Source organism: Mycobacterium sp. 1164966.3, from assembly GCF_001665395.1.
Taxonomy (GTDB): domain Bacteria; phylum Actinomycetota; class Actinomycetes; order Mycobacteriales; family Mycobacteriaceae; genus Mycobacterium.
On the sequence record NZ_LZSG01000048.1, the window covers coordinates 1 to 18,055 of the forward strand.

Annotated in this window: 17 protein-coding genes; 2 read left to right on the forward strand and 15 right to left on the reverse strand. The window is 65.4% G+C overall.

Annotated features, from left to right (window positions below; genetic code table 11):
* The 14 genes from A9W99_RS18640 to A9W99_RS18705 all read right to left on the reverse strand — a co-directional run.
* A partial coding sequence (locus A9W99_RS18640; RefSeq protein WP_156623178.1) for a class I SAM-dependent methyltransferase occupies positions 1-900 on the reverse strand: 900 nt, incomplete at its 3' end.
* Positions 901-908: 8 nt separating this feature from the next.
* The gene (locus A9W99_RS18645; protein WP_067381375.1) at positions 909-1,991 is read right to left on the reverse strand and encodes a class I SAM-dependent methyltransferase; all 1,083 of its coding nucleotides are present in this window, start codon (positions 1,989-1,991) and stop codon (positions 909-911) included.
* Between the two features lie 59 nt (positions 1,992-2,050).
* Positions 2,051-3,280 (reverse strand): class I SAM-dependent methyltransferase, encoded by a 1,230-nt coding sequence (locus tag A9W99_RS18650; RefSeq protein WP_067381378.1) that lies wholly within the window; start codon positions 3,278-3,280, stop codon positions 2,051-2,053.
* Between the two features lie 131 nt (positions 3,281-3,411).
* A complete protein-coding gene (locus A9W99_RS18655) occupies positions 3,412-4,899 on the reverse strand; it encodes a hypothetical protein (protein ID WP_067381381.1) in 1,488 nt (495 codons plus the stop codon).
* Between the two features lie 25 nt (positions 4,900-4,924).
* Complete coding sequence (locus tag A9W99_RS18660) at positions 4,925-6,952, reverse strand: glycosyltransferase (RefSeq protein WP_067381384.1); 2,028 nt, start codon at positions 6,950-6,952, stop codon at positions 4,925-4,927.
* Positions 6,949-8,451, reverse strand: coding sequence for a flippase (locus A9W99_RS18665; RefSeq protein ID WP_082930088.1), 1,503 nt, complete (start codon positions 8,449-8,451; stop codon positions 6,949-6,951). The genes A9W99_RS18660 and A9W99_RS18665 overlap by 4 nt, the downstream gene beginning before the upstream one ends.
* Positions 8,452-8,463: 12 nt before the next feature.
* The gene (locus A9W99_RS18670; RefSeq protein ID WP_082930089.1) at positions 8,464-9,969 is read right to left on the reverse strand and encodes a sugar transferase; all 1,506 of its coding nucleotides are present in this window, start codon (positions 9,967-9,969) and stop codon (positions 8,464-8,466) included.
* A gap of 11 nt (positions 9,970-9,980) precedes the next feature.
* On the reverse strand, positions 9,981-10,829 hold the full coding sequence (locus A9W99_RS18675; RefSeq protein WP_253870051.1) for a WecB/TagA/CpsF family glycosyltransferase: 849 nt from the start codon (positions 10,827-10,829) through the stop codon (positions 9,981-9,983).
* A 49-nt stretch (positions 10,830-10,878) separates the two neighbouring features.
* Positions 10,879-11,445, reverse strand: a complete 567-nt coding sequence (rfbC, locus tag A9W99_RS18680) for a dTDP-4-dehydrorhamnose 3,5-epimerase (RefSeq protein WP_067381386.1) — start codon at positions 11,443-11,445, stop codon at positions 10,879-10,881.
* The gene (locus A9W99_RS18685) at positions 11,442-12,488 is read right to left on the reverse strand and encodes an NAD(P)-dependent oxidoreductase (RefSeq protein WP_067381389.1); all 1,047 of its coding nucleotides are present in this window, start codon (positions 12,486-12,488) and stop codon (positions 11,442-11,444) included. Before A9W99_RS18685 ends, rfbC begins: the two co-directional genes overlap by 4 nt.
* A gap of 45 nt (positions 12,489-12,533) precedes the next feature.
* Entirely contained in the window at positions 12,534-13,196 is a 663-nt protein-coding gene (locus tag A9W99_RS18690; protein ID WP_067381467.1) for a PIG-L deacetylase family protein, read from the reverse strand.
* Positions 13,193-13,987 carry a glucose-1-phosphate cytidylyltransferase gene (locus A9W99_RS18695; RefSeq protein WP_067381470.1) on the reverse strand — a complete coding sequence of 265 codons (795 nt, stop codon included), beginning with the start codon at positions 13,985-13,987 and terminating at the stop codon, positions 13,193-13,195. Before A9W99_RS18695 ends, A9W99_RS18690 begins: the two co-directional genes overlap by 4 nt.
* A gap of 155 nt (positions 13,988-14,142) precedes the next feature.
* Positions 14,143-15,339: a PPE family protein gene (locus tag A9W99_RS18700; protein WP_067381392.1), complete on the reverse strand. Its 1,197-nt coding sequence runs from the start codon at positions 15,337-15,339 to the stop codon at positions 14,143-14,145.
* Positions 15,340-15,360: 21 nt separating this feature from the next.
* On the reverse strand, positions 15,361-15,660 hold the full coding sequence (locus A9W99_RS18705) for a PE family protein (protein WP_067381395.1): 300 nt from the start codon (positions 15,658-15,660) through the stop codon (positions 15,361-15,363).
* 358 nt (positions 15,661-16,018) lie between these two features.
* On the opposite strand from A9W99_RS18705, the gene A9W99_RS18710 reads away from it, so the two are divergent.
* Together A9W99_RS18710 and A9W99_RS18715 are read left to right on the forward strand one after the other, a co-directional pair.
* Complete coding sequence (locus A9W99_RS18710) at positions 16,019-16,696, forward strand: TetR/AcrR family transcriptional regulator (RefSeq protein WP_067381398.1); 678 nt, start codon at positions 16,019-16,021, stop codon at positions 16,694-16,696.
* A gap of 127 nt (positions 16,697-16,823) precedes the next feature.
* Positions 16,824-17,483 carry a TetR/AcrR family transcriptional regulator gene (locus A9W99_RS18715; RefSeq protein WP_067381401.1) on the forward strand — a complete coding sequence of 220 codons (660 nt, stop codon included), beginning with the start codon at positions 16,824-16,826 and terminating at the stop codon, positions 17,481-17,483.
* Positions 17,484-17,503: 20 nt separating this feature from the next.
* On the opposite strand, the gene A9W99_RS18720 is transcribed toward A9W99_RS18715, so the two are convergent.
* Positions 17,504-17,866, reverse strand: coding sequence for a PAS domain S-box protein (locus A9W99_RS18720; RefSeq protein ID WP_082930092.1), 363 nt, complete (start codon positions 17,864-17,866; stop codon positions 17,504-17,506).
* Positions 17,867-18,055: the final 189 nt, after the last annotated feature.

Consider the following 18,055-nt stretch of genomic DNA (forward strand, 5'->3'; position numbering starts at 1 on the left):
GGGGCTCGCGGAGAGGGGACAGCCGTGAATCCGCTTAAGGCGCTGTGGCTTTCGCCGTGGATGCGTCCACTGGCGCGTCTCCACCACAGCACTGAACATGTGGCGATAGAGCCACCCCACCAGCGGCAGGGCCACCTTCGGCGCGGCCGGCAGACGAAGGCCGATCTTGTCCTGTGAGGTCATCCGCGCGTCGCACCGCAGACCGTGGCGCTGCAGGGTGGCGATGCTGCTCCGCAGTGAGCGGTAAAACGTCTCGTCCTGGCTGAACCGGTGGAAGATCTCAACCCGGTCCGGAAAGTCGAATTGCGTAAAGTACGGCGCTGCAAGGCCACATCGCAGCGCTGCCGCGACGGCGGCGCGGCGCAGCGGACCCTTGGGTAGCCAATGCACGAACGGAGACCTGAGGTGGCTTTCGACGGGACGCCATTTGGCATCCCAGATATGCAGCCCGCGCGCACCCGGCGCCGAAATACGCGCCACCTCCGCCGCGAACAGGTCAAGATCGGCGACGTGCTCGATGACCTGATCGGACAACACGACATCAAACATGTTGTCCGGGAACGGGTAACTCAAGTCGTCGTTCATCACCTGCAGACGCGCGGGATCGTCACCTCTTCCCGCCAGGTATCGGCGTCCCCGCTCTATGTACTCAGCCGAGATGTCGATTCCGTAGGCGTCCCAGCCCTGGGCGCGCAGCCATGCGACGGTGTCACCGCGTCCGCACCCGATGTCGATGATGCGCAGCGTATTCCGGCCGCTACACCGATCCGCTACCTGACGAGTCAAGTAGCGCTGCACGTATTCCTGTGGTGCCCTGGGTGATTCGATGGCGTGGTTCTTGGCGTCCTCAGCGTGCTCGGCGAAATTGGGCAGCGCCTGGTCGTGGCTCAGTACGGTCATTTGCGGTCTCAATCCAGTATGTCGACTGACCAGCGTCCGTCGAGTTGAGGAAACTTTTGCCGGACCTCGTCATAGAGGTCCGGCAGCGTCAACAGCACCCGATCTGGATCGGCCGCGATGAGTTGTTCGGGTGAGACGATCACCACGTCGGTGCCCGGTATCCGGCGCCCCTGCTTGGCCGGTGATGCGTCGGCGACGGCCCGCAACAGTCGGCGATCGACGCCGGCGATGCTGAACAGTGCCACGACGCGTGACCCGGCGCCGTATCCGTAGACCGTGCGCTGGCGGCTTGCCTGCTCCAGCAGCCAGTCGCGCAGCCGCGCGATGTGATCCTGGGCGGAGCGCTGCAGTCGTTGTACAACGGTCGTGTCCGTGACGCCGAAGGCGCGCTCACGCCGCAAGATGTCGTTGACGCTGTGGTCGGGTTCGGCCTTGCCATGCACCGCGGCCACCAGCACGGTTCCGCCGTAAAGCCCGAACTCCCACGCTGAGACGATGCTCATGCCGGTCGCAGCGAGCAACCTCGTTAACGCTGTCAGCGAGTAATAGGCAAAGTGGCCGTGGCGCAACGCGTTCCACTGACCCAGCCGCACGATCGTCAACAGCGAGTGGAATTGAAGTAGTAGCACCCCGCCGGGGGCGGTCGCCTCCGCTCGTAGCCGGAACGCCGATCGCTGATCCGGATCATGCATGATGCCAAAGGAATCGAGCACCACATCGGCCGGCCCGGACACGCACTCCGAGTAACCACGCTGGAGCAGCAGCGGTAGCCACGTCCCGCCGTGTGGGCTACCGAATTCGCGAACGGTGCTGCCGCGCAGCCAGCCCCCCGTCGACACTCGCTGTATCGCATCGACGGCCTGGTCACGCAAGGCCTGCGGCTCGACACCGCGCGGTTCGGCGGTCTCGGTGTCGTCATCGGCGAGTTGGGCCAGGCCGCAATGAACGCACAGATCCATCGCGAGCGGATATGACGCCTCCTCTGCGGTCACCGGTTCGCCGGCCGGAGGGAAATGGTCCGCCGCCGGCACCTTTCCCAGATCGAGCACCCGATCAAGGTCGGGGCGGCCACACCCTCGGCAGATGGTCATGGTGCCATCGCAATCCGCGCCTTGAGCGGCTCTCCGCTGTGCTGACAACGCATTCGGAGTCATGGTTGTCGCGCCGGGTGCAATGTCGGGAGCGGGAAAACCAGCTGGCCGCCCCACTGGGAGATGTAGTCGAGTTGCTGGGTCAGTTCGGTTTCGAGGTTCCATGGCAGCGCCACGACCACGTCCGGGCGGTCGCTGGCGATGCGCTCTGGTTCGTATATCGGGATGCGCGTGCCCGGTGTGAACCGACCATGCTTGTACGGATTGCGGTCGACGGTGTACTCCATCAGATCGCTGCGAATCCCGCAGTAGTTCAGCAATGTGTTGCCCTTGCCGGGCGCGCCGTACCCGACGACGCGCTTGCCTTCGGCGCGACACTGCAACAAGAACCGCAACAATGCGTGGCGGGTCGCCTCGGTCTGTGCACGCAGTTGCAGATAACCATCGACGCGATGCAGGCCGGCCGCATCCTCGGCGCGCAGCACCTTCTCCACCCGGTCGGTCGGTGGTCCGGCGAATTCGGCGGACCGGGCCCACACCCGGATGGATCCGCCGTGTGTCGGCAGGAGCTCGACATCCACGACGGCCAGTCCGGCCGTGGCGAGTGCGTTGATCGCCGAGAAGAGCGTGTAGTACTGAAAGTGTTCGTGATAGATCGTGTCGAACTGTGCGAATTTCACCAGATGCAGCGCGTGGTGGACCTCGATGCTCAGCCAGCCGTCGTCGGCGAGCAGGCGGCGCAGCGAACGCGTGAAGCCGCGCAGATCGGGGATGTGCGCGTAGACGTTGTTGGCGACGACCAAGTCTGCCGGGCCGTGTTCTTCGCGAATGGCCTGAGCGATCTGCTCATCCAGAAACGCTGACACGGTGGGCACACCGCGCTCCCGTGCGGCCCCCCCGACATTCAGCGACGGCTCGATGCCCAGGCACGGCACACCCGCTGCGACGACGTGTTGCAACAGGTAGCCGTCATTGCTGGCGACCTCCACCACGAACGACTCGGGACCCAGGTTCAGGCGTCGTACCGCGTCTCCCACGTAGCTCTTGGCATGCTGCACCCAGCTATCGGAAAACGAAGCGAAATAGGCATATTCGTTGAACGTGTCCTCCGGCGTGATGAGCGCCGGTATCTGCAACAGCAGACAGTCCTCGCACACCCGCAGGTGCAGCGGAAAAGTGGGTTCCGGTAGATCGAGCTCCTCGGCGGTGAGGAACTTCTCGCAGGGCGGAGTCGCGCCAAGGTCCAACACACTGAACAATCGATCGGAATCGCATAAGCGGCATATCATTCCACTCTCGATTCGTGGCGCGCGGCTGGACATTGCGTCCGGCACGGCACCGCCGACCGGCCTCGACGGCGAAGGACGAGGCCGACGGCCACGCCTGGTGCTCAACGGGTTAGACAGCTTGACAGGCAAAGTCACGCCTCCTTTGTTGCCGACGACGCCGACGATGTAGCTGCCAGTGCCGCGCCGGCGTCCCGGCTCGGATTCGCGTCGAAAGTGGTTGCCGGACTACGCATCTGCTGCTGCGCCAATCGCCGGGTGCTGTTGTAGATCAGCTCGCCGAGGCCGTTCTGGTACAGCCAGAGACTGTTCTGCTGGCCGGCGAAGGACGCTTCGCCGGCCATGGCGCCCCAGGGCACGAAACCGCTGCCCAACCCCACCCCGAACACGCCGGGGACGGGTGTGCCGTCGGCCGCGAGCAGCCGCGCGTCAGCCCTGACCGCGGGGCCGGTGCTCGCCAATCTCACCGGATGGCCGTCCGCGTCGTAGATCGGGATGGTCGCCAGGCGATATCCGAGGGCCGGAACGATCAGGTCTGCGTTATCGAGCAGTCCCTTCAGCTCGGCACGCGTCAGGCTGTTGATGGGCATGGTGACGGCGCGTTCGTCCCGCTCGGCCCCCGGTTTTCCGTGGATACGCCGCCATACTTCACGACCGTCGCCCTGCAACCCGCCGAGCCGGTGCACGCGACCGGTGACCTGGCAGACATCGCTTTCGGAGAACTCATAGCGATCGGCCCAGGCCGCGCCACGCGACACATACGTCGGGCGCGGTTCGCTGCGATGAAGAATGTGCACGCTGCGCGGGCCGAAACGCAGCCCCGGGACCTGTTCCAGCAGCATCCATGCCGATGAAAAGGCGCTGTGCGCCCCGCCCACAATGACCACGCGAGGCTCGCGGTTGATTCGGGCGAGCCGTCGCCCCACCTCCTGTGCGCCGCCGCGCGTCAGCAGCCGGTGGCTGGCCAAGATCTTGCTCCGCCAGTCCCCGAGACACAGGCCGGTGCCGAGTTCGACGCCGCTCCACGAGGTGATCGGACGCCCGCCCAGCGCGACGACGGCACTGGCGGCGCGGATGACGCTACGTCGCCCACCTTGGGTCGCGATCAGGATGGCAACCGGCCCGCCGCGTTCCTGCCGGATTGCCAGCGCGGTTGCACCGGTGAAGGCACGGCTGTTCGGATGCCGGGCGAACTCGGACAAGATGGCTGAACCCACGCACCGCTCGAAACGGTTGACCAGCCGAAGCGTTGGCCGGCCCTCGCGCCAGCGTTCCAATTCGGTCGTCACCGGATCTGCCCGTACCCCGGTCAGCGCGGCCTCGCAGTGCGGCCCGTCGAGGCATTCCAGGAACGATGTGCCCCGCGAGTCCGCGTTCAGTGGGTACTGGCCGAGTGCACCGCCCAGCTGGCCGGTTTGTTCGACCAGTGCGACTCCGCTGTCGAGCCATGTCCCCAGCCGGCCGTGCCGCGCCGCCCAGACGAGCGACCCGGTCCCGGCCGGCCCACCGCCCAGGATCACCGTTTCATACATCGGCGACTCGTCGGCGGCCGTCGGGTTGCGGCGCTCGTCGCGGCGGGCTCGTCCGGAAAGCGTTGTCTTCCAGCCCGATCCGATGTTCATGATGCACCTCTCGTCAGCGCGCCGGTCATAGCACCTCGTTGATCGCGTCGATGTAGGCCTCAGCCATCGCTTCCACGGTGTAGTGCTTGCTGATTCGCTCGAAGCCGCGCCGCCCGACCGACGGCAACGCATCGGGCTCGGCAAGGATTTCGGCCAGCCGCTCCCGCCATCCCGCCACCGAGATGTCCTCCACGAGGAACCCCGCCGCGCCGAAATCGAGCATTTCCGGCACCGCACACACCGCCGACGACACCACTGGTACGGCGCGGGCCATCGCTTCGAGGATCACCAGCGGGAAGGTCTCGCAACGGCTTGGCATGCAGAGCAGGTCGGCGTCGGCGAGCGCGGGTCCCGGGCCGTCCGACCATCCGCGCCAGTGCACCCTGTCGCGCAGCCCTTCGGGGGTGCGGGCCTCCAGCTTCTCGCGATCGGGTCCGTCACCGAATATGGAGAGCCGCCAGGGCAATTCGGCCAGCCCACCGAGGGCCTCTATCAGCAGATGTGGGTTCTTGAACTCCTCGATCCGGGACAGCATCACCAGGTGCAGCGCATCACCGGCCGTACGGGCCCTGGGCGCAGCGGGCGGCCCGGGTACCACCACGCCGTTGGGCGCCACGAAGTGGCGGCGCGTCAGCCGATGGTGTTCGGCCAGCATGTCCCAGTGTCGTTGCGCCAGCATGACGAAACCGTCGGCGCGGTTCATTGCGGCCACCAGTGCCCGCGAGTAGATCGGCATGTCCGGATGAGTGTGCGGGGCCACCAGCCAGCGCCGGTGGGCGCCCGACGCCCGCCACACCGTGGCAAATCCCGTCTCGGTGTTGGTGTCTCCGCTGATCACCACCGCCGGACCGGGGGGCAAGTCCACGTGCGGTGCCCACCACGGCTGGCGCACTACGCGCACATTGTGTGGGATCTCCTTGATCAGCGGACCGAAGCGCTGCACACAGGCGATGGTGACCGGGTAGCCACGGCGCGCCAATTCCGTTGCCAGCACCGACTTCTGCCGCTCGGCGCCGCCGTAGACCAGCCGGTTGGTGGTGATCACGATCGCCGGTAGGTCGGTGCGCTGTCTGGTGCGCGTCTCGGCGCGGGCGATGCGCTTCGACCGCTGGACACGGTCCAAAAGCGTTGTGCCGGCAAGGTAGATGTCTGCGTGGTGAACGGTGGCCTGGCGTTCGAGCATCAGCGCGGTGTTGGCACGCAGCAAGTCCCGGTTCCGTCGGCGCTCGTCGGCCGAAACCTTACCGCCGTGCACCGAATCGGGCCCCTTTAGGTCAGGAACGTCGTCTGCGGGCGACGCATTGCCGTGATCGACCGCAAGCTCGTCGGCCAGCACCACGCGCCAGCCCGCCGCGCGGGCGCGCGTCTGCCAGTCGACGTCTTCGCCGTAAAGGAAGAACTCCTCGTCGAAGACGCCCACGGAGTCCCAGGCCACACGGCTGATCGCCAAACAGGCGCCGGCGATGTATCCGTCGATCTCCTGCGATTCGGTGGGCTGTCGGGCATAGAGCTGCGAAACCGGTGTGCCGCGCAACCTGTCCGAATAGCCGCTGGCCGCCACCAGCGCACGGATCAGCTTGGTGCGTCGGCGCGCGACGTCCCACGTCACCCGGCGCGGGGCGGCCGCGTCACGCATCGTCGGCGATACGGCGGCCACTCCGGGTTGTTGCAGCAACTCCCTGGTGCGGGTCAGCGGACCGCGCAGTCGGCTGTCCGCATTCATCATCAGCAGATCGGTGTCCGGTGGTGTGTGCTCCACCAGCGCGTTGAAGGCCGCGGCGAAGCCAAGATTCACCGGCCCCAGCACCCAATGCACATGCGGGTGGCGGGCAGCCAGTTCCTGACGACCGGGGTAGCCGTCACCGCTGTTCTCGTAGACGTAGACCGGCAGGCCGGGTAGCTGCTCGGCGACACTGGCGAGGCATTGCTCCACCAGATCGTGGCTCTTGTACGTCACGATCAGCACGGCCAAGGGCCGCTGCGACATCGGGGTGCCCAGGGGTTCGGCGGGGCCGCCGTAGTCCGCGTGCGTCCGGCACATTTCCGTTGTCATGTCACCACCTGCTTCCGATAGAGCGAGCTCAGCGTCGACCAGTTCACGGGGCCGATCGCGAGGCTGACGATCAGATATGCGGCGGCGGCACCGGCCAGCGTCAGAACCACGTGCTGTCCCGAAAGCAGCAGTGCCGCAACGACACTGACCGACGTCGGGATCAGCGTCCGCAGTAGGAACAGGCCCGGGCCGCGGTAGTCGCACTCACGACGCAGCCGCCAGCCGGCCAGCACCAAACCGAACAACTCGGTGCACACCAACGCGATTCCGGCGCCGACAGCGCCGAATCGGCCGTCCAGAGCCAGGTTCAGCGCGATGTTGAGGGCCAATGCCACCAGGAACAGCCGGAAGAAGAAGCGCTGCTGATGGCTGGCGAACAGACCCTGACCCAGGGTGGCGGAGACGAATCGCAGTGCGACCGCGATGAACAGCAACCCCAGGGTAGGCGTTCCGCGACCGACGTATGCCGCGTCGCCGAATAGTCCGATGAGAGGTCCGGCCAGCAGCGCGCCGACGACCGCAACCGGGATGGCCACGAAATACATCAGTTCGACGCTGCGGCGCAGGAAGCGGGCGAAAGCCGCCACGTCGCGGGAGAACAGGGTGGTGGCCGTCGCCAAGGTGGACTTGAGGAAGAAGGTCGACAACGCCTCGGTGTTGAACGCGATCGTGTAGGCCAGCCCGTACACGCCGACCTCGGCGGGACTGCTCACCAGGGACAGGATCACGCCGTCGGTGCGCCAGTAGAGGATCCCTACCACCATCACACCCATCAGCGGGAGGCTCTCCCGCAGTAGGTCTTTCGCTTCCTGCGGGGCGAAGGCGGGGCGCAGCGAGATGTGCTGGGCCGCGGCCGTGCCCTGGATCAACAATTGCAGCAGGGGCGGGAGGAGCTGGGCGACCGCGAACCAGATGACATCTGCTCGCTGCGTCACCAGCCAGGTGACCACCGCCAGCGTGGCCAGCCGGCCCGCGATGTCGGAGAACGCCACCGCGGAGAACCGGACGGTGGACAAGAACACCGGCTCGAACCGCGTCTTCATGGTCAGCATCAACAGCTGTCCGGACAACACCACCAGCATGACCCGCACGTCGGCGTCCCGATAGATCAGCAACCCGCACAGCGCCGCAACGGTCGCCAGCGGCACGCAATAGACCAGCGACAGGCCGCTGTTGACCCGTACCAGCCGCTCGAGATCACCTCTGCCGGAGGTCACGCGGCGCACGATGACGGTGCCGATTCCCAGATCCGCCAGACTGGTCCACATGCCGATGAAGGCGACCGCGATGGTGAGCTGTCCGTAACGGCCGGGGCCCAGGTAGCGGGCGGTCATCGCCACCGAAATCACCGAGGCCAGCATTCCCAGTGCGCGGCAGATCATTTGGACTATGACTGCGTGCGCGATCCGTCCCGCCTGCACCTCGGCGGGTCCGGTCACAGCGGACGAATCGGACCCGACGGCCCTATCGGGTTGAGCCTCGGTTACCGGCTTACTCATGGCGGCCCACCATCAGTAAGCCCCGTCTCTGGCCAGGACGGCTTTGAGTGTGCGGGCGATGATCACGAGATCACCTGCCATCGACCAGTTGTCGACATAGGAAAGGTCCAGCCGCACCGAGTCTTCCCAGGAAAGATCAGAGCGCCCGCTCACTTGCCACAACCCCGTGACACCCGGCTTCACCAACAGTCGCCGCTTGACGTCCCCGGCGTAGTTCTCCACCTCGCGGCGCAGCGGTGGCCGCGGGCCGACCACGCTCATGTCCCGCTTGAGCACGTTGATGAACTGCGGCAACTCGTCGATGCTGAACCGGCGCAGCAATTTCCCGACGCGGGTCACGCGCGGGTCGTCGCGCATCTTGAAGAGCATGCCGCCGGCGCCTTCATTGAACGGCAGCAGGCGATCGAGCTGTTGGTCCGCCCCGTTGACCATGGTGCGCAACTTGAGCATGGTGAACGGCCTGCCGTCCAGGCCGATGCGTTCGGCGCGATAGTAGACCGGTCCTTTGCTGGTCAGCTTGATGCCGATGGCAGCGATGATCAGCAGCGGCGAAGTTCCGATGAGCGCCGCCAGCGCAAAGCAGAAGTCGAAGGCTCGCTTCTGGAAGCGCTGTGTGCCTTCATATTGCGGCTTGTCGACATGCAGTAAAGGAAATCCCGCGATCGGGCGCAATGTCAGTCGTGCCTCGGCGACGTCCACCACCCCGGGCGCCACCACCAGGTCGATGTCCATCGTCTCCAGCTGCCACATCAGCTCCCGGATTCCCCGCACACCGAAGTGTTCGGTGTGCGTTACAGCCACCGTGTCCGCGCAGCAGTACTGAATCGCGGAGAACACAACGGTTTCGTCGCCGAGGATCGGTATTTCGCGGCCCTGAACCATCAGCATGTCGCCGCGGGCCGGGCCGTACCCCGGGATGCAGACTCCGACGACCAGGTAGCCGTCCTTCGGATTGCGTAGCAACTCCTGTGCCAGGTGTGATACGCCCGCCCGGTCACCGATCGCCAAAACCATTGTCTGACAGCGGCCTTTGATCCGCTGTTGCCAGACATACTTGCGCCACAGATTGCGGCTCGCCACCAGTCCTAAGGTGCCGACGGGAAGTGCGACGGCCAGGTAGCCCCGAGCCAGGTCGATCTTGGCCAGCAGGGTGACCATCGCGATGATTCCGAACGTCCAGAACGACGCGCTGGCGATGCGCCGGTATTCGTCGATGCCCGACCCGATCACCCGCGTCGACCTGGTGTGGAACACCGCGATCGACGAAAGCCAAAGGGCCGCAAACAGGCACGAGAACAGGGTCATCACCGGACCCGGGTAGCCCGACGTATCCGGCTCGCGGCCGAACCGGACGTATTGAGCGAGTACTACTGCGCCGCATACGATTATCGAGTCGGTGATGTGCAGGCGACGTGCATACTGCTGCTGCCAGCGGGAAACCACTTTGACGCACGGTGGCGGGGCAGGGTTCGCATTGACCGGTGACCGGCCGTCCAGGGCTCGTAGCGTAGTGATCATGTGGGCGCCTTCTATGCCGATGCCGCTTCGGTTGCGGCGGTCGGCAACACGGCATGATCGTGGGCCGGGGGGCCGGCGTAGTAGACGCCGGGATAGCAGATGAGCTGGGCGCGGGTGGCGCGCAACAACGCGAACGGACCCTGCAGGAGATATCGGCGGGCCAGTCGTCGTGGTTCGTGACCGAGCCGGTAGACCCACTCCAACCCGAACCGCTGCATCCACTGCGGGGCACGGCGGGTCTTACCGGCCAGAAAGTCCACTGCGCCACCGCATGGCAAAAATATCCGTGCTCCCGTCGCATGCCCGTGCCGGTCGACCCACTGTTCCTGGCGGGGCTTGCCCAGGCTGACTACCAGGATGTCGGTCTCTGCGTCGCGGATGGCGGCTGCCAATGTCTCTGAATCCGATTCGATCTCGGCCTGATTCGGCGCCCACATCCCCGAAACCTTCAGCCCGGGATAGCGCGCGTACACATGCCGTGCCAGCAAGTGATGTGTTGCAGGGCTACCGCCGAAGAAGCCGACCCGCAGTCCGGAATCTTCGGCCAGCGCGAGCACGGCCGGTAACAAGTCGGCTCCGGTCACCCGCGGCCAGGGGCCGGCCGTGAGCAGCCGGCCCCGCCAGGCTATCGGCATGCCGTCAGCCAGCAACAGCCATTCCAGCCGGCCCGCGGGAGCGGCCCCGATATTGCGGAAATGGTGCAGGTGGTCCAGGTTCACCGATCCCACGGCCAAGCCGGGCCCGGAGGATCGCAGGCGTGCCGCAATGATCGACAGCACCTCGCCGGTGTCGCAGCGTTCGACGATGCTGCCGCTGACGACCATGCGCACCGGAACCCGTGCCAGCTTGTCGTGGCCCATTTCCCGGCCTATCCCCAGTGATCTGTGCGCACGGGACGCGCACAACTCGTCATGACGCCGCACTTTCGGCCGGCGTGATCTCTGGTGTCTCACCGGTCGCGGGCCAGCTGGCGTCCTTCTCGGACATCACCGTGACCGGAAGCGGCCATTTGATGCCGAAAGCCCGGTCGTCCCAACGAAATCCCTCTTCGGCGGCCGGCTCGTAGGGGCCGCTGACCTGGTACACGACTTCGGTGTCGTCGGTCAGAGTCTGGAACCCGTGGGCTACGTAGGGTGGCAAGAACAGCGCCCGGCGGTTGTCCGCGCTCAGTTCTACCATCACGTGTCTGCCGTAGGTCTGCGACTCTGGGCGAACGTCGAGGGCGACATCCATGATCGCGCCGCGGGTGCAGCGCACCAACTTGGCCTCGGCGTGTGGCGGCACCTGGCGGTGCAGGCCGCGTACCGTGCCGCGGGTGTTGTTGAAGCAGATGTTGGTCTGCGAGACATCGGAAATCAGCCCATAGTGCGCGAACTCGTCGGCGCAGAACGATCGTGAGAAGAAGCCGCGGTGGTCGCGGTGCGGCTCTATGTCGATGATCGTCACCCCCGCGACGCTCGTGGGCGTGTACTTCACGATGCCTCCTTCCAGAACAGTCGTTCGTCGACCTGGCCCGTCTTGAGCAGGTACTCGATTTGCTTGAGCCGGGTATGTCCGCGGCCGTGGAATGTCTCCGGTTCCATGGCGATGCTCTGGAACACCCGGTGTAGCTGGGCCGCGCCGGCGGCCACGTCCCAGGTGGCGTTGAAGTCGCTGAATACTTCGCGAATCTTGCCGAACGCGACTCGGTAACTGCGGTTATCGGCATTGGGCGGCCCGAAAGTCAGTTCGCAGCCCGGGAATTCGGCGCTTACCGCCTCGGCGATCTCGCGCACGGTGCGATTGTTTTCGTCGCTGCCGACGTTGACCACCAGCGCATGTACGCTCTGCCGGTCGGCGCGCAGCGCGCAGCGGATCGCCTGCGCGATGTCGAGGGCGTGCACCAGCGGCCGCCACGGCGTACCGTCACTGGTCATCGCGATGCGGTGTTCGGTCCACGCCAGGCCGGCCAGGTTGTTCAGCACGATGTCGAACCGCATTCGCGGTGAGGCGCCGAAAGCGGTTGCGTTGCGGAGGAAAGTCGGGGAGAAGTCGTCGTCCGCCAGCGCGGTGAGATCTCGCTCGACCAACGCCTTGCATTTCGCGTAGGGCGTGAGCGGATTGACCGGGCTGGACTCGTCGACCGTGCCGTCGGCGATGCCGTAGACGCTGCACGACGACATGTAGACGAACCTGGTGACGCCGGCTCGCTTGGCGCAGTCGGCCAAATGCACACTGCCGTGGTGGTTTACCTGGTAGGTGACGTCGCCGATGAGGTCGCCGATCGGGTCGTTGCTCAGCTCGGCCATATGCACGATCGCGTCAAACCCGCGCAGACCGTCGACGGTCACGTCGCGGATGTCTTTGACCAGGGTCGCCGGCTCGGCGCCGTGGGTGCTTCCGGCAAGTGCACCCGGGCATAGCCAACCGGCCTTGTAGTAGCCGGTGTCCAGGCCGACGACGTCGTGGCCGTCTTCGAGCAGAAGTGGTGCCAGCAGGCAGCCCAGATATCCCTCTGTGCCGGTGACCAGCACTCGCATGTGGTGTCCCTTCGATATAGTTTCGACTGGGTTTTCGGCGGCCGGCTAGTTCAGTGCCGTGGCGGCGCCCGGCGTCAGCACCGCCTTTTCGACGACGAATGCCTCGGCGTAGCGGGTATGGCATTGCACGCCGCGGACCCGCATCAGCGCCAGGAATGCCTCAGCCTCGAACCAATCGCGCGGCATCTGGGACGGATAGCTCTCCATGAGCAGCCGCGTCTTCTGGGCCGCCGCCTCGTCCGGAACCGGCACGTAGACAGCAGGATTCGGCAGATCAGACTCCCATTTCAGGATTTCGTAGCCCAGCACCAGATGCGAGCGGAACTCGGTCGGGATGAGCTCGCCGATCAAGCGGTGGTCCTGGTGGAAGTCGCGGCGCTGGGGACCCAACACCAGATCGGGCTCGCAGCCGCGGCGGAACTTGGCGAGGTGACGCTTGACGTGTCGCCAGTGTTCGGGCAGATGACCGTCCGGCAGGTCGAGCACGGTCAAATCCACGTTGGCGTACGGGGATAACGCCGCGAAGGCGTTTTTCTCCTCGATCTCGCGGTCGGTCCCGGCGCCGGTGAACACCAGCACATGCACGGTGACTCCGGGATTGTGACGTGCGATCTGGATCAGGGTGGCGCCGGCGCCGATCATGATGTCATCGCAGTGCGCGCCAATGGCGGCAACGGAATCGATGGCGCCGGTGGTAAGTGGAATCATGCCGAGCACCCCACCGGCGACCGCTCCCACACCATCCACGGCCGGACTCCCGCGTTGTAGTCGGCGTCCAGCTCCGCGCGCTCCTTGAACGTGTCGGCGGGCTTCCAGAAACCGTCGTGTTGGTAGCCCAACAATCCACCGGTCCCGGCCAGCGCCATGCACCCGTCGCCGACCAGGTCACCGTTCTCCGGGATCAGGTCGATGATTTTCTGCTTCAGCACGAAGTAGCCGCCGTTCACCCAGATCGGGAATTTGGTCACCGGCGCAATCTCTTTGATGTCGCCGTCGGCGCTGATATCGACGCAGTGAAAGGACGATTGCGGCGGCACCGTCAGCATGGAAGCCGTTGCGCCGCTTTCGATCAGCCGGTCGATCATGATGTCGAGCGGCGCGTCGGTCAGCACGTCGGCGTAGTTGGCCAGGAAGTACTCGTCGTTGCCCAGGTACTTGCGGACCCGTCGAAGCCGCTCTCCGATCGGCGATTCCAGACCGGTGTCGACGAAGGTGATGGTCCAGTCCGACATGTCGGAGTCGAGCAACTCGATTTTGCCTGCGCGCATGACGAAGTCGTTGGACTCCATCTCGCGGTAGTTGAGGAAGAAGTCCTTAATCATGGCTTGGCCGTAACCCAGGCACAGGATGAATTCCTTGTGCCCGTAGTGCGCGTAGTAGCGCATTACGTGCCACAACAGCGGCCGGGGACCGACCATTTGCAGCGGCTTGGGGACGAGGTCGCCGTCGGTGCTGCGCATGCGCATGCCGTAGCCGCCGCAAAAGAGCACGACTTTCATGACTGCCATCCCTTCGAACGGTCGCCGGGCGCTGTGCCCAGCGGCACACTGCGCATACCAGAAATATCTATAACCGCGCGTGTACATACTTTGGGTATGTAACGGGAAGTAGGGCTGTCCAGCGAGTATTCGGGGCGCATCGGAGGCCTTTCGGGTCAGACGGCCGAGCCGTAGCCGGCGTTCGGCGGTTGGGCCATCACGGTCGGTACCAGTCCATATCGCGGGGCGGCAGCCCGGCTCGCACCGTTGGGAGCGCCGAGCGGCATCCCGCCCAGCAGCGCTGGCATCTGCGACAGGGGGCCCATGCCGCCGTTCGGCAGAGCGGCGCCCACGCTGGCCAACGGAGCTGTCGGGATGACGCTGGTCCAGGCCGGCGGCACCGAGAGCGAGCCGAGGGCGGCGGCCTGACCCATGCTCGCGAGCGCGCTCCCACCAAGGGCGGCCTCGGCGGCCCCGGCCGCACCGGCGGCGTCGGCGGCACCGGCAGCTGCTGCCTCGGCGGCTCCGCCCACTTCCGTCGCTGCCGTGGCCGCCATGCTCTGCATGGTCTGGGCGATGCCCAGGACGCTGGACAGGCCGAACAGCGGAGTCAAGCCGATCATCGACAGGTTCGTCACCATGCCCACCATGGACGACGGATCGGACGTGCCGCTGGTAAGCCCGCTGAGCAGTCCCGAAGACCCGGTCGTGGCCGCCGCGGGGGTCGAGAGTCCTTGCAGCGCGTTGGGAACCGAGGTGACCACCTGCGCCAGCGTCGTCTGGGTCGCCCCCGATTCACCCGTGGCCGCGGCGACCGAGTTGCGCTGCGCAACCAGCCCGACGGGATTGTCGACCTGCGGCGGCGAGGCGAACGGGGTGACGTCCGACGCCTCAACCGAGTTCGCGGCATACTGATACATCGCCGCGGCGTCCAGGGCCCACATCTCGACATACTCGGCCTCGGTAGCCGCAATGGCCGCCGAATTCTGACCGAGCAGGTTTGTTGCGACCAGCGTCGCGAGTCGAACCCGGTTGGCGTAGACGGCCGACGGTGGAACCGTCATCGCGAAGGCCGCTTCATAGATCTCTATAGCCAGCCTGGCGTGGCTGGCCGCCTCGCCCGCACGCGCGGCAGTCCCACTGGTCCATGCCACATACGGCCCGACCGCGGAGGCCATGGACAGCGACGACGGGCCCAGCCATCGACCGCTGGTCAGTCCGGCGACCACGGAGCGGTACGCAGCCGCCGCGGCAGTCAGTTCGGCCGCCAGCTCGTCCCAGGTCACCGCCGCCGCCACGAGCGACCCGGGCCCCGGACCGGCATACATGAGCGTCGAGTTGACTTCCGGTGGCAGCGCGCCGAAATCCAGCACTGTGATGGCTTCCCTCGGGGGTCAGCGACCCGCGACCGCGTTGGCGGCCTCGGTGGCTGCATAGGAACCGGAGCTTGCGGCCAGGGCGTCGACGAACTGCTGGTGAACAGCTGCGGCCTGGGCGCTCACGGCTTGATACATCTGGGCGTGCGCGGCGAATTGCACTGCCAGCAGCGCAGACACGCGGTCGGCGGCCGGCGGGACGATTGCCGTTATGGGACCTGCCGCAGCCTCGTTTCCGGCGTTCACCGCCGCGCCGGCGCCCTGCAGCGCGCCGGCCGATGCCGCCATTGCTTCTGGCTGTGTGGTCAAGAACGACATGCGCTTCCCCTAACCCGGAGTGGGGCCGGCGGATGAACAAACTGCCAGCCATCTGATCGGAGACTATACATACCGAAAGCATGGTACGCATCCCACACACGTACTATTGGTATCCACGTTTGTAGCCGGGTTAACAGCGTCGGAACTCAGCAGGTCGGCGCGTTGCTGCTAACCTCGGAAACGCAACCCGGACACGTCGGACGTGCTCTTTCTTGACCGAGGTGTGCCCCTGTTTCGAGGAGGGCAACGTGAACGTGAAGGCGATCCAGCCGGCATGCCGGTCGGCTCGGACACTCGCGTTGACCACGTTCGCGGCGGGCAATGATTGGAATGACCGGCGGCTTGCTTCGCAATTGCGATGACGACGCACTCGACTGACGGACGCGCCGACACGACGCGGCGGCAGATTCTGCGGGCCGCCGCGCATCAGTTCGCTCGACGGGCTTACCACGACGTCGGCCTCGACGACATCCTCGCCGAAGCCGAACTGACCAAGGGCGCGATGTATTTCCATTTCCGGTCCAAGCATGCGCTGGCCGTCGCGATCATCGAGCGGCAAACGGCCGAAGCTACAACCACTCTGAAAGAGGTTTTCGCGCGCCGGCTTTCGGGCTTGGAAACCCTTATCGACGTGTCCTATCTGATAGCCGTTCACGACATCAAGACCTACGCGGTCAGGGCGGCGCTGAACCTGCTCGAGTCGGTAGGCCGGTCGGAAGGGTTGCAGCAGCGGCTATTCGACGATTGGGTCAACTCTATGGCTGCTGCCGCAGAACGTGCGGTCGCCGAGGGTGATGTCGATCCCCGTTGTGATCCAGCGGATTTGGGACGGCTCGTCGTGTCGCTGCACCTGGGATTGCGACAGACCACCAACCTGGACGAGCCGGAACGATTTCTGGGCGACCTCGAGAAGAGTTGGGCCATCGTGCTCAACGGCATCCTGCACCCGGACCGGATCGATTACTTCCGCCAATTCGTCAGGCGCCGCACAGCGCTGGCAATCAACACCAGCTCGACCGGCGCCGATTCCGATTGACCAGACCTTTAGTTCGGCTGGTCGCGAGCGTGTAACGTCTCTAGGCGTTAGGTCCCTGGCCGGGGAATATAGGCTCCGACATCCGGAATCTAAGCGATTCGACACCAACCTCCGGAGGTGCAGAGCGATGGCCCGCCAGGTTCGGTCCGAAGTCACCCGGCGACGGATTCTCGATGCCGCGATCGAGGTATTCGGCGAGGTCGGTTATGCGGCTGCGGCGTGGGGCACGATCATCGAGCGCACCGGGATGACCAAGGGGGCCTTGTATCACCACTTTGATTCCAAGGAGTCGCTGGCGTCGGCCATCATCGAAGAAGGCTCGAACACCTTGCTTGCCGCTTTCCGCAACGTGTGTGGGTCGTCGTCGCCGGCGCTGGAGAACATGATTCACGGCACGTTCACCATTGCCGAGGTGCTGAGCTCTGACAAAATGGCCCGCGCCGCCGAGCAATTGAGCGGTGCCTTGAGCGGATTCAACGACGCCGCTACGCGCTTCGGCACAGGGTTGGTCGATCTGATGACCGAAGAGGCCCGGCGCGCGGCCGCCGAAGCAGACCTCAGCCAGGACGTCGAGCCGACGGTGGTCAGCGAGTTGATCGTTGGCGCCGTGCTGGGAATGCGGTTGCTGAACAACACGGTTTCCGACGACGGCAGGGCAGGTGGCGACTTCGCCGAACGGGTTGGTCAAATATGGGCACTGCTGATCGCCGGCATAGTCGCCGAGGAATCCCTCCCCTATTTCCGCGAATTCCTTGCGCGCGAATCCCTTCGCGATGCCCGGGAGTAGCTCGGACCACTTCGACGATTTCAGTGCCCGTCTTCCCACAACTGCTCGGTCAAGTCCTGGAACGTCGCGAGGGCGAAATCGTCGTCCGCGCGCATGACCGCGGACCTGCTCATCAACGCGCGCACCACCGACCCATCCTTGTGCGCCAGTTCGACAACCATGTTCGCCAATGCATGGACGACCGAAAGCAGCGATTCCGAAACCGGTGCCTGATGGAAAATCTCGTGGAACCTTAGTGACAAGACCTCTTCCGATTCGCAGCCCACCATCTCCGCGAAGGCGGTGTTGGTGAACAAGATTTTGCCGTCGCCCCCAATGGCCAGCACTGGAACCGGAATCCGCTCGAGGATCACCAGAGCCGGCAATTGCGCCAGCGTGGCCATCGGCGATTCGGTTTGTTGCCAGGTGCGTCGTCGTTCCACGCGCCCAATTATTACCCACGGCAGCAGGTGCCACATGCGGTCTTTTTTGGAATCGGCAGTTATGGCTCCGCCGGTCCAGGGCCCGAGCCGATGGGTGACGGCGCCGGCACCCTGAAAATGCCCGCGGCCGTATTGGCCACAGCGACCTCA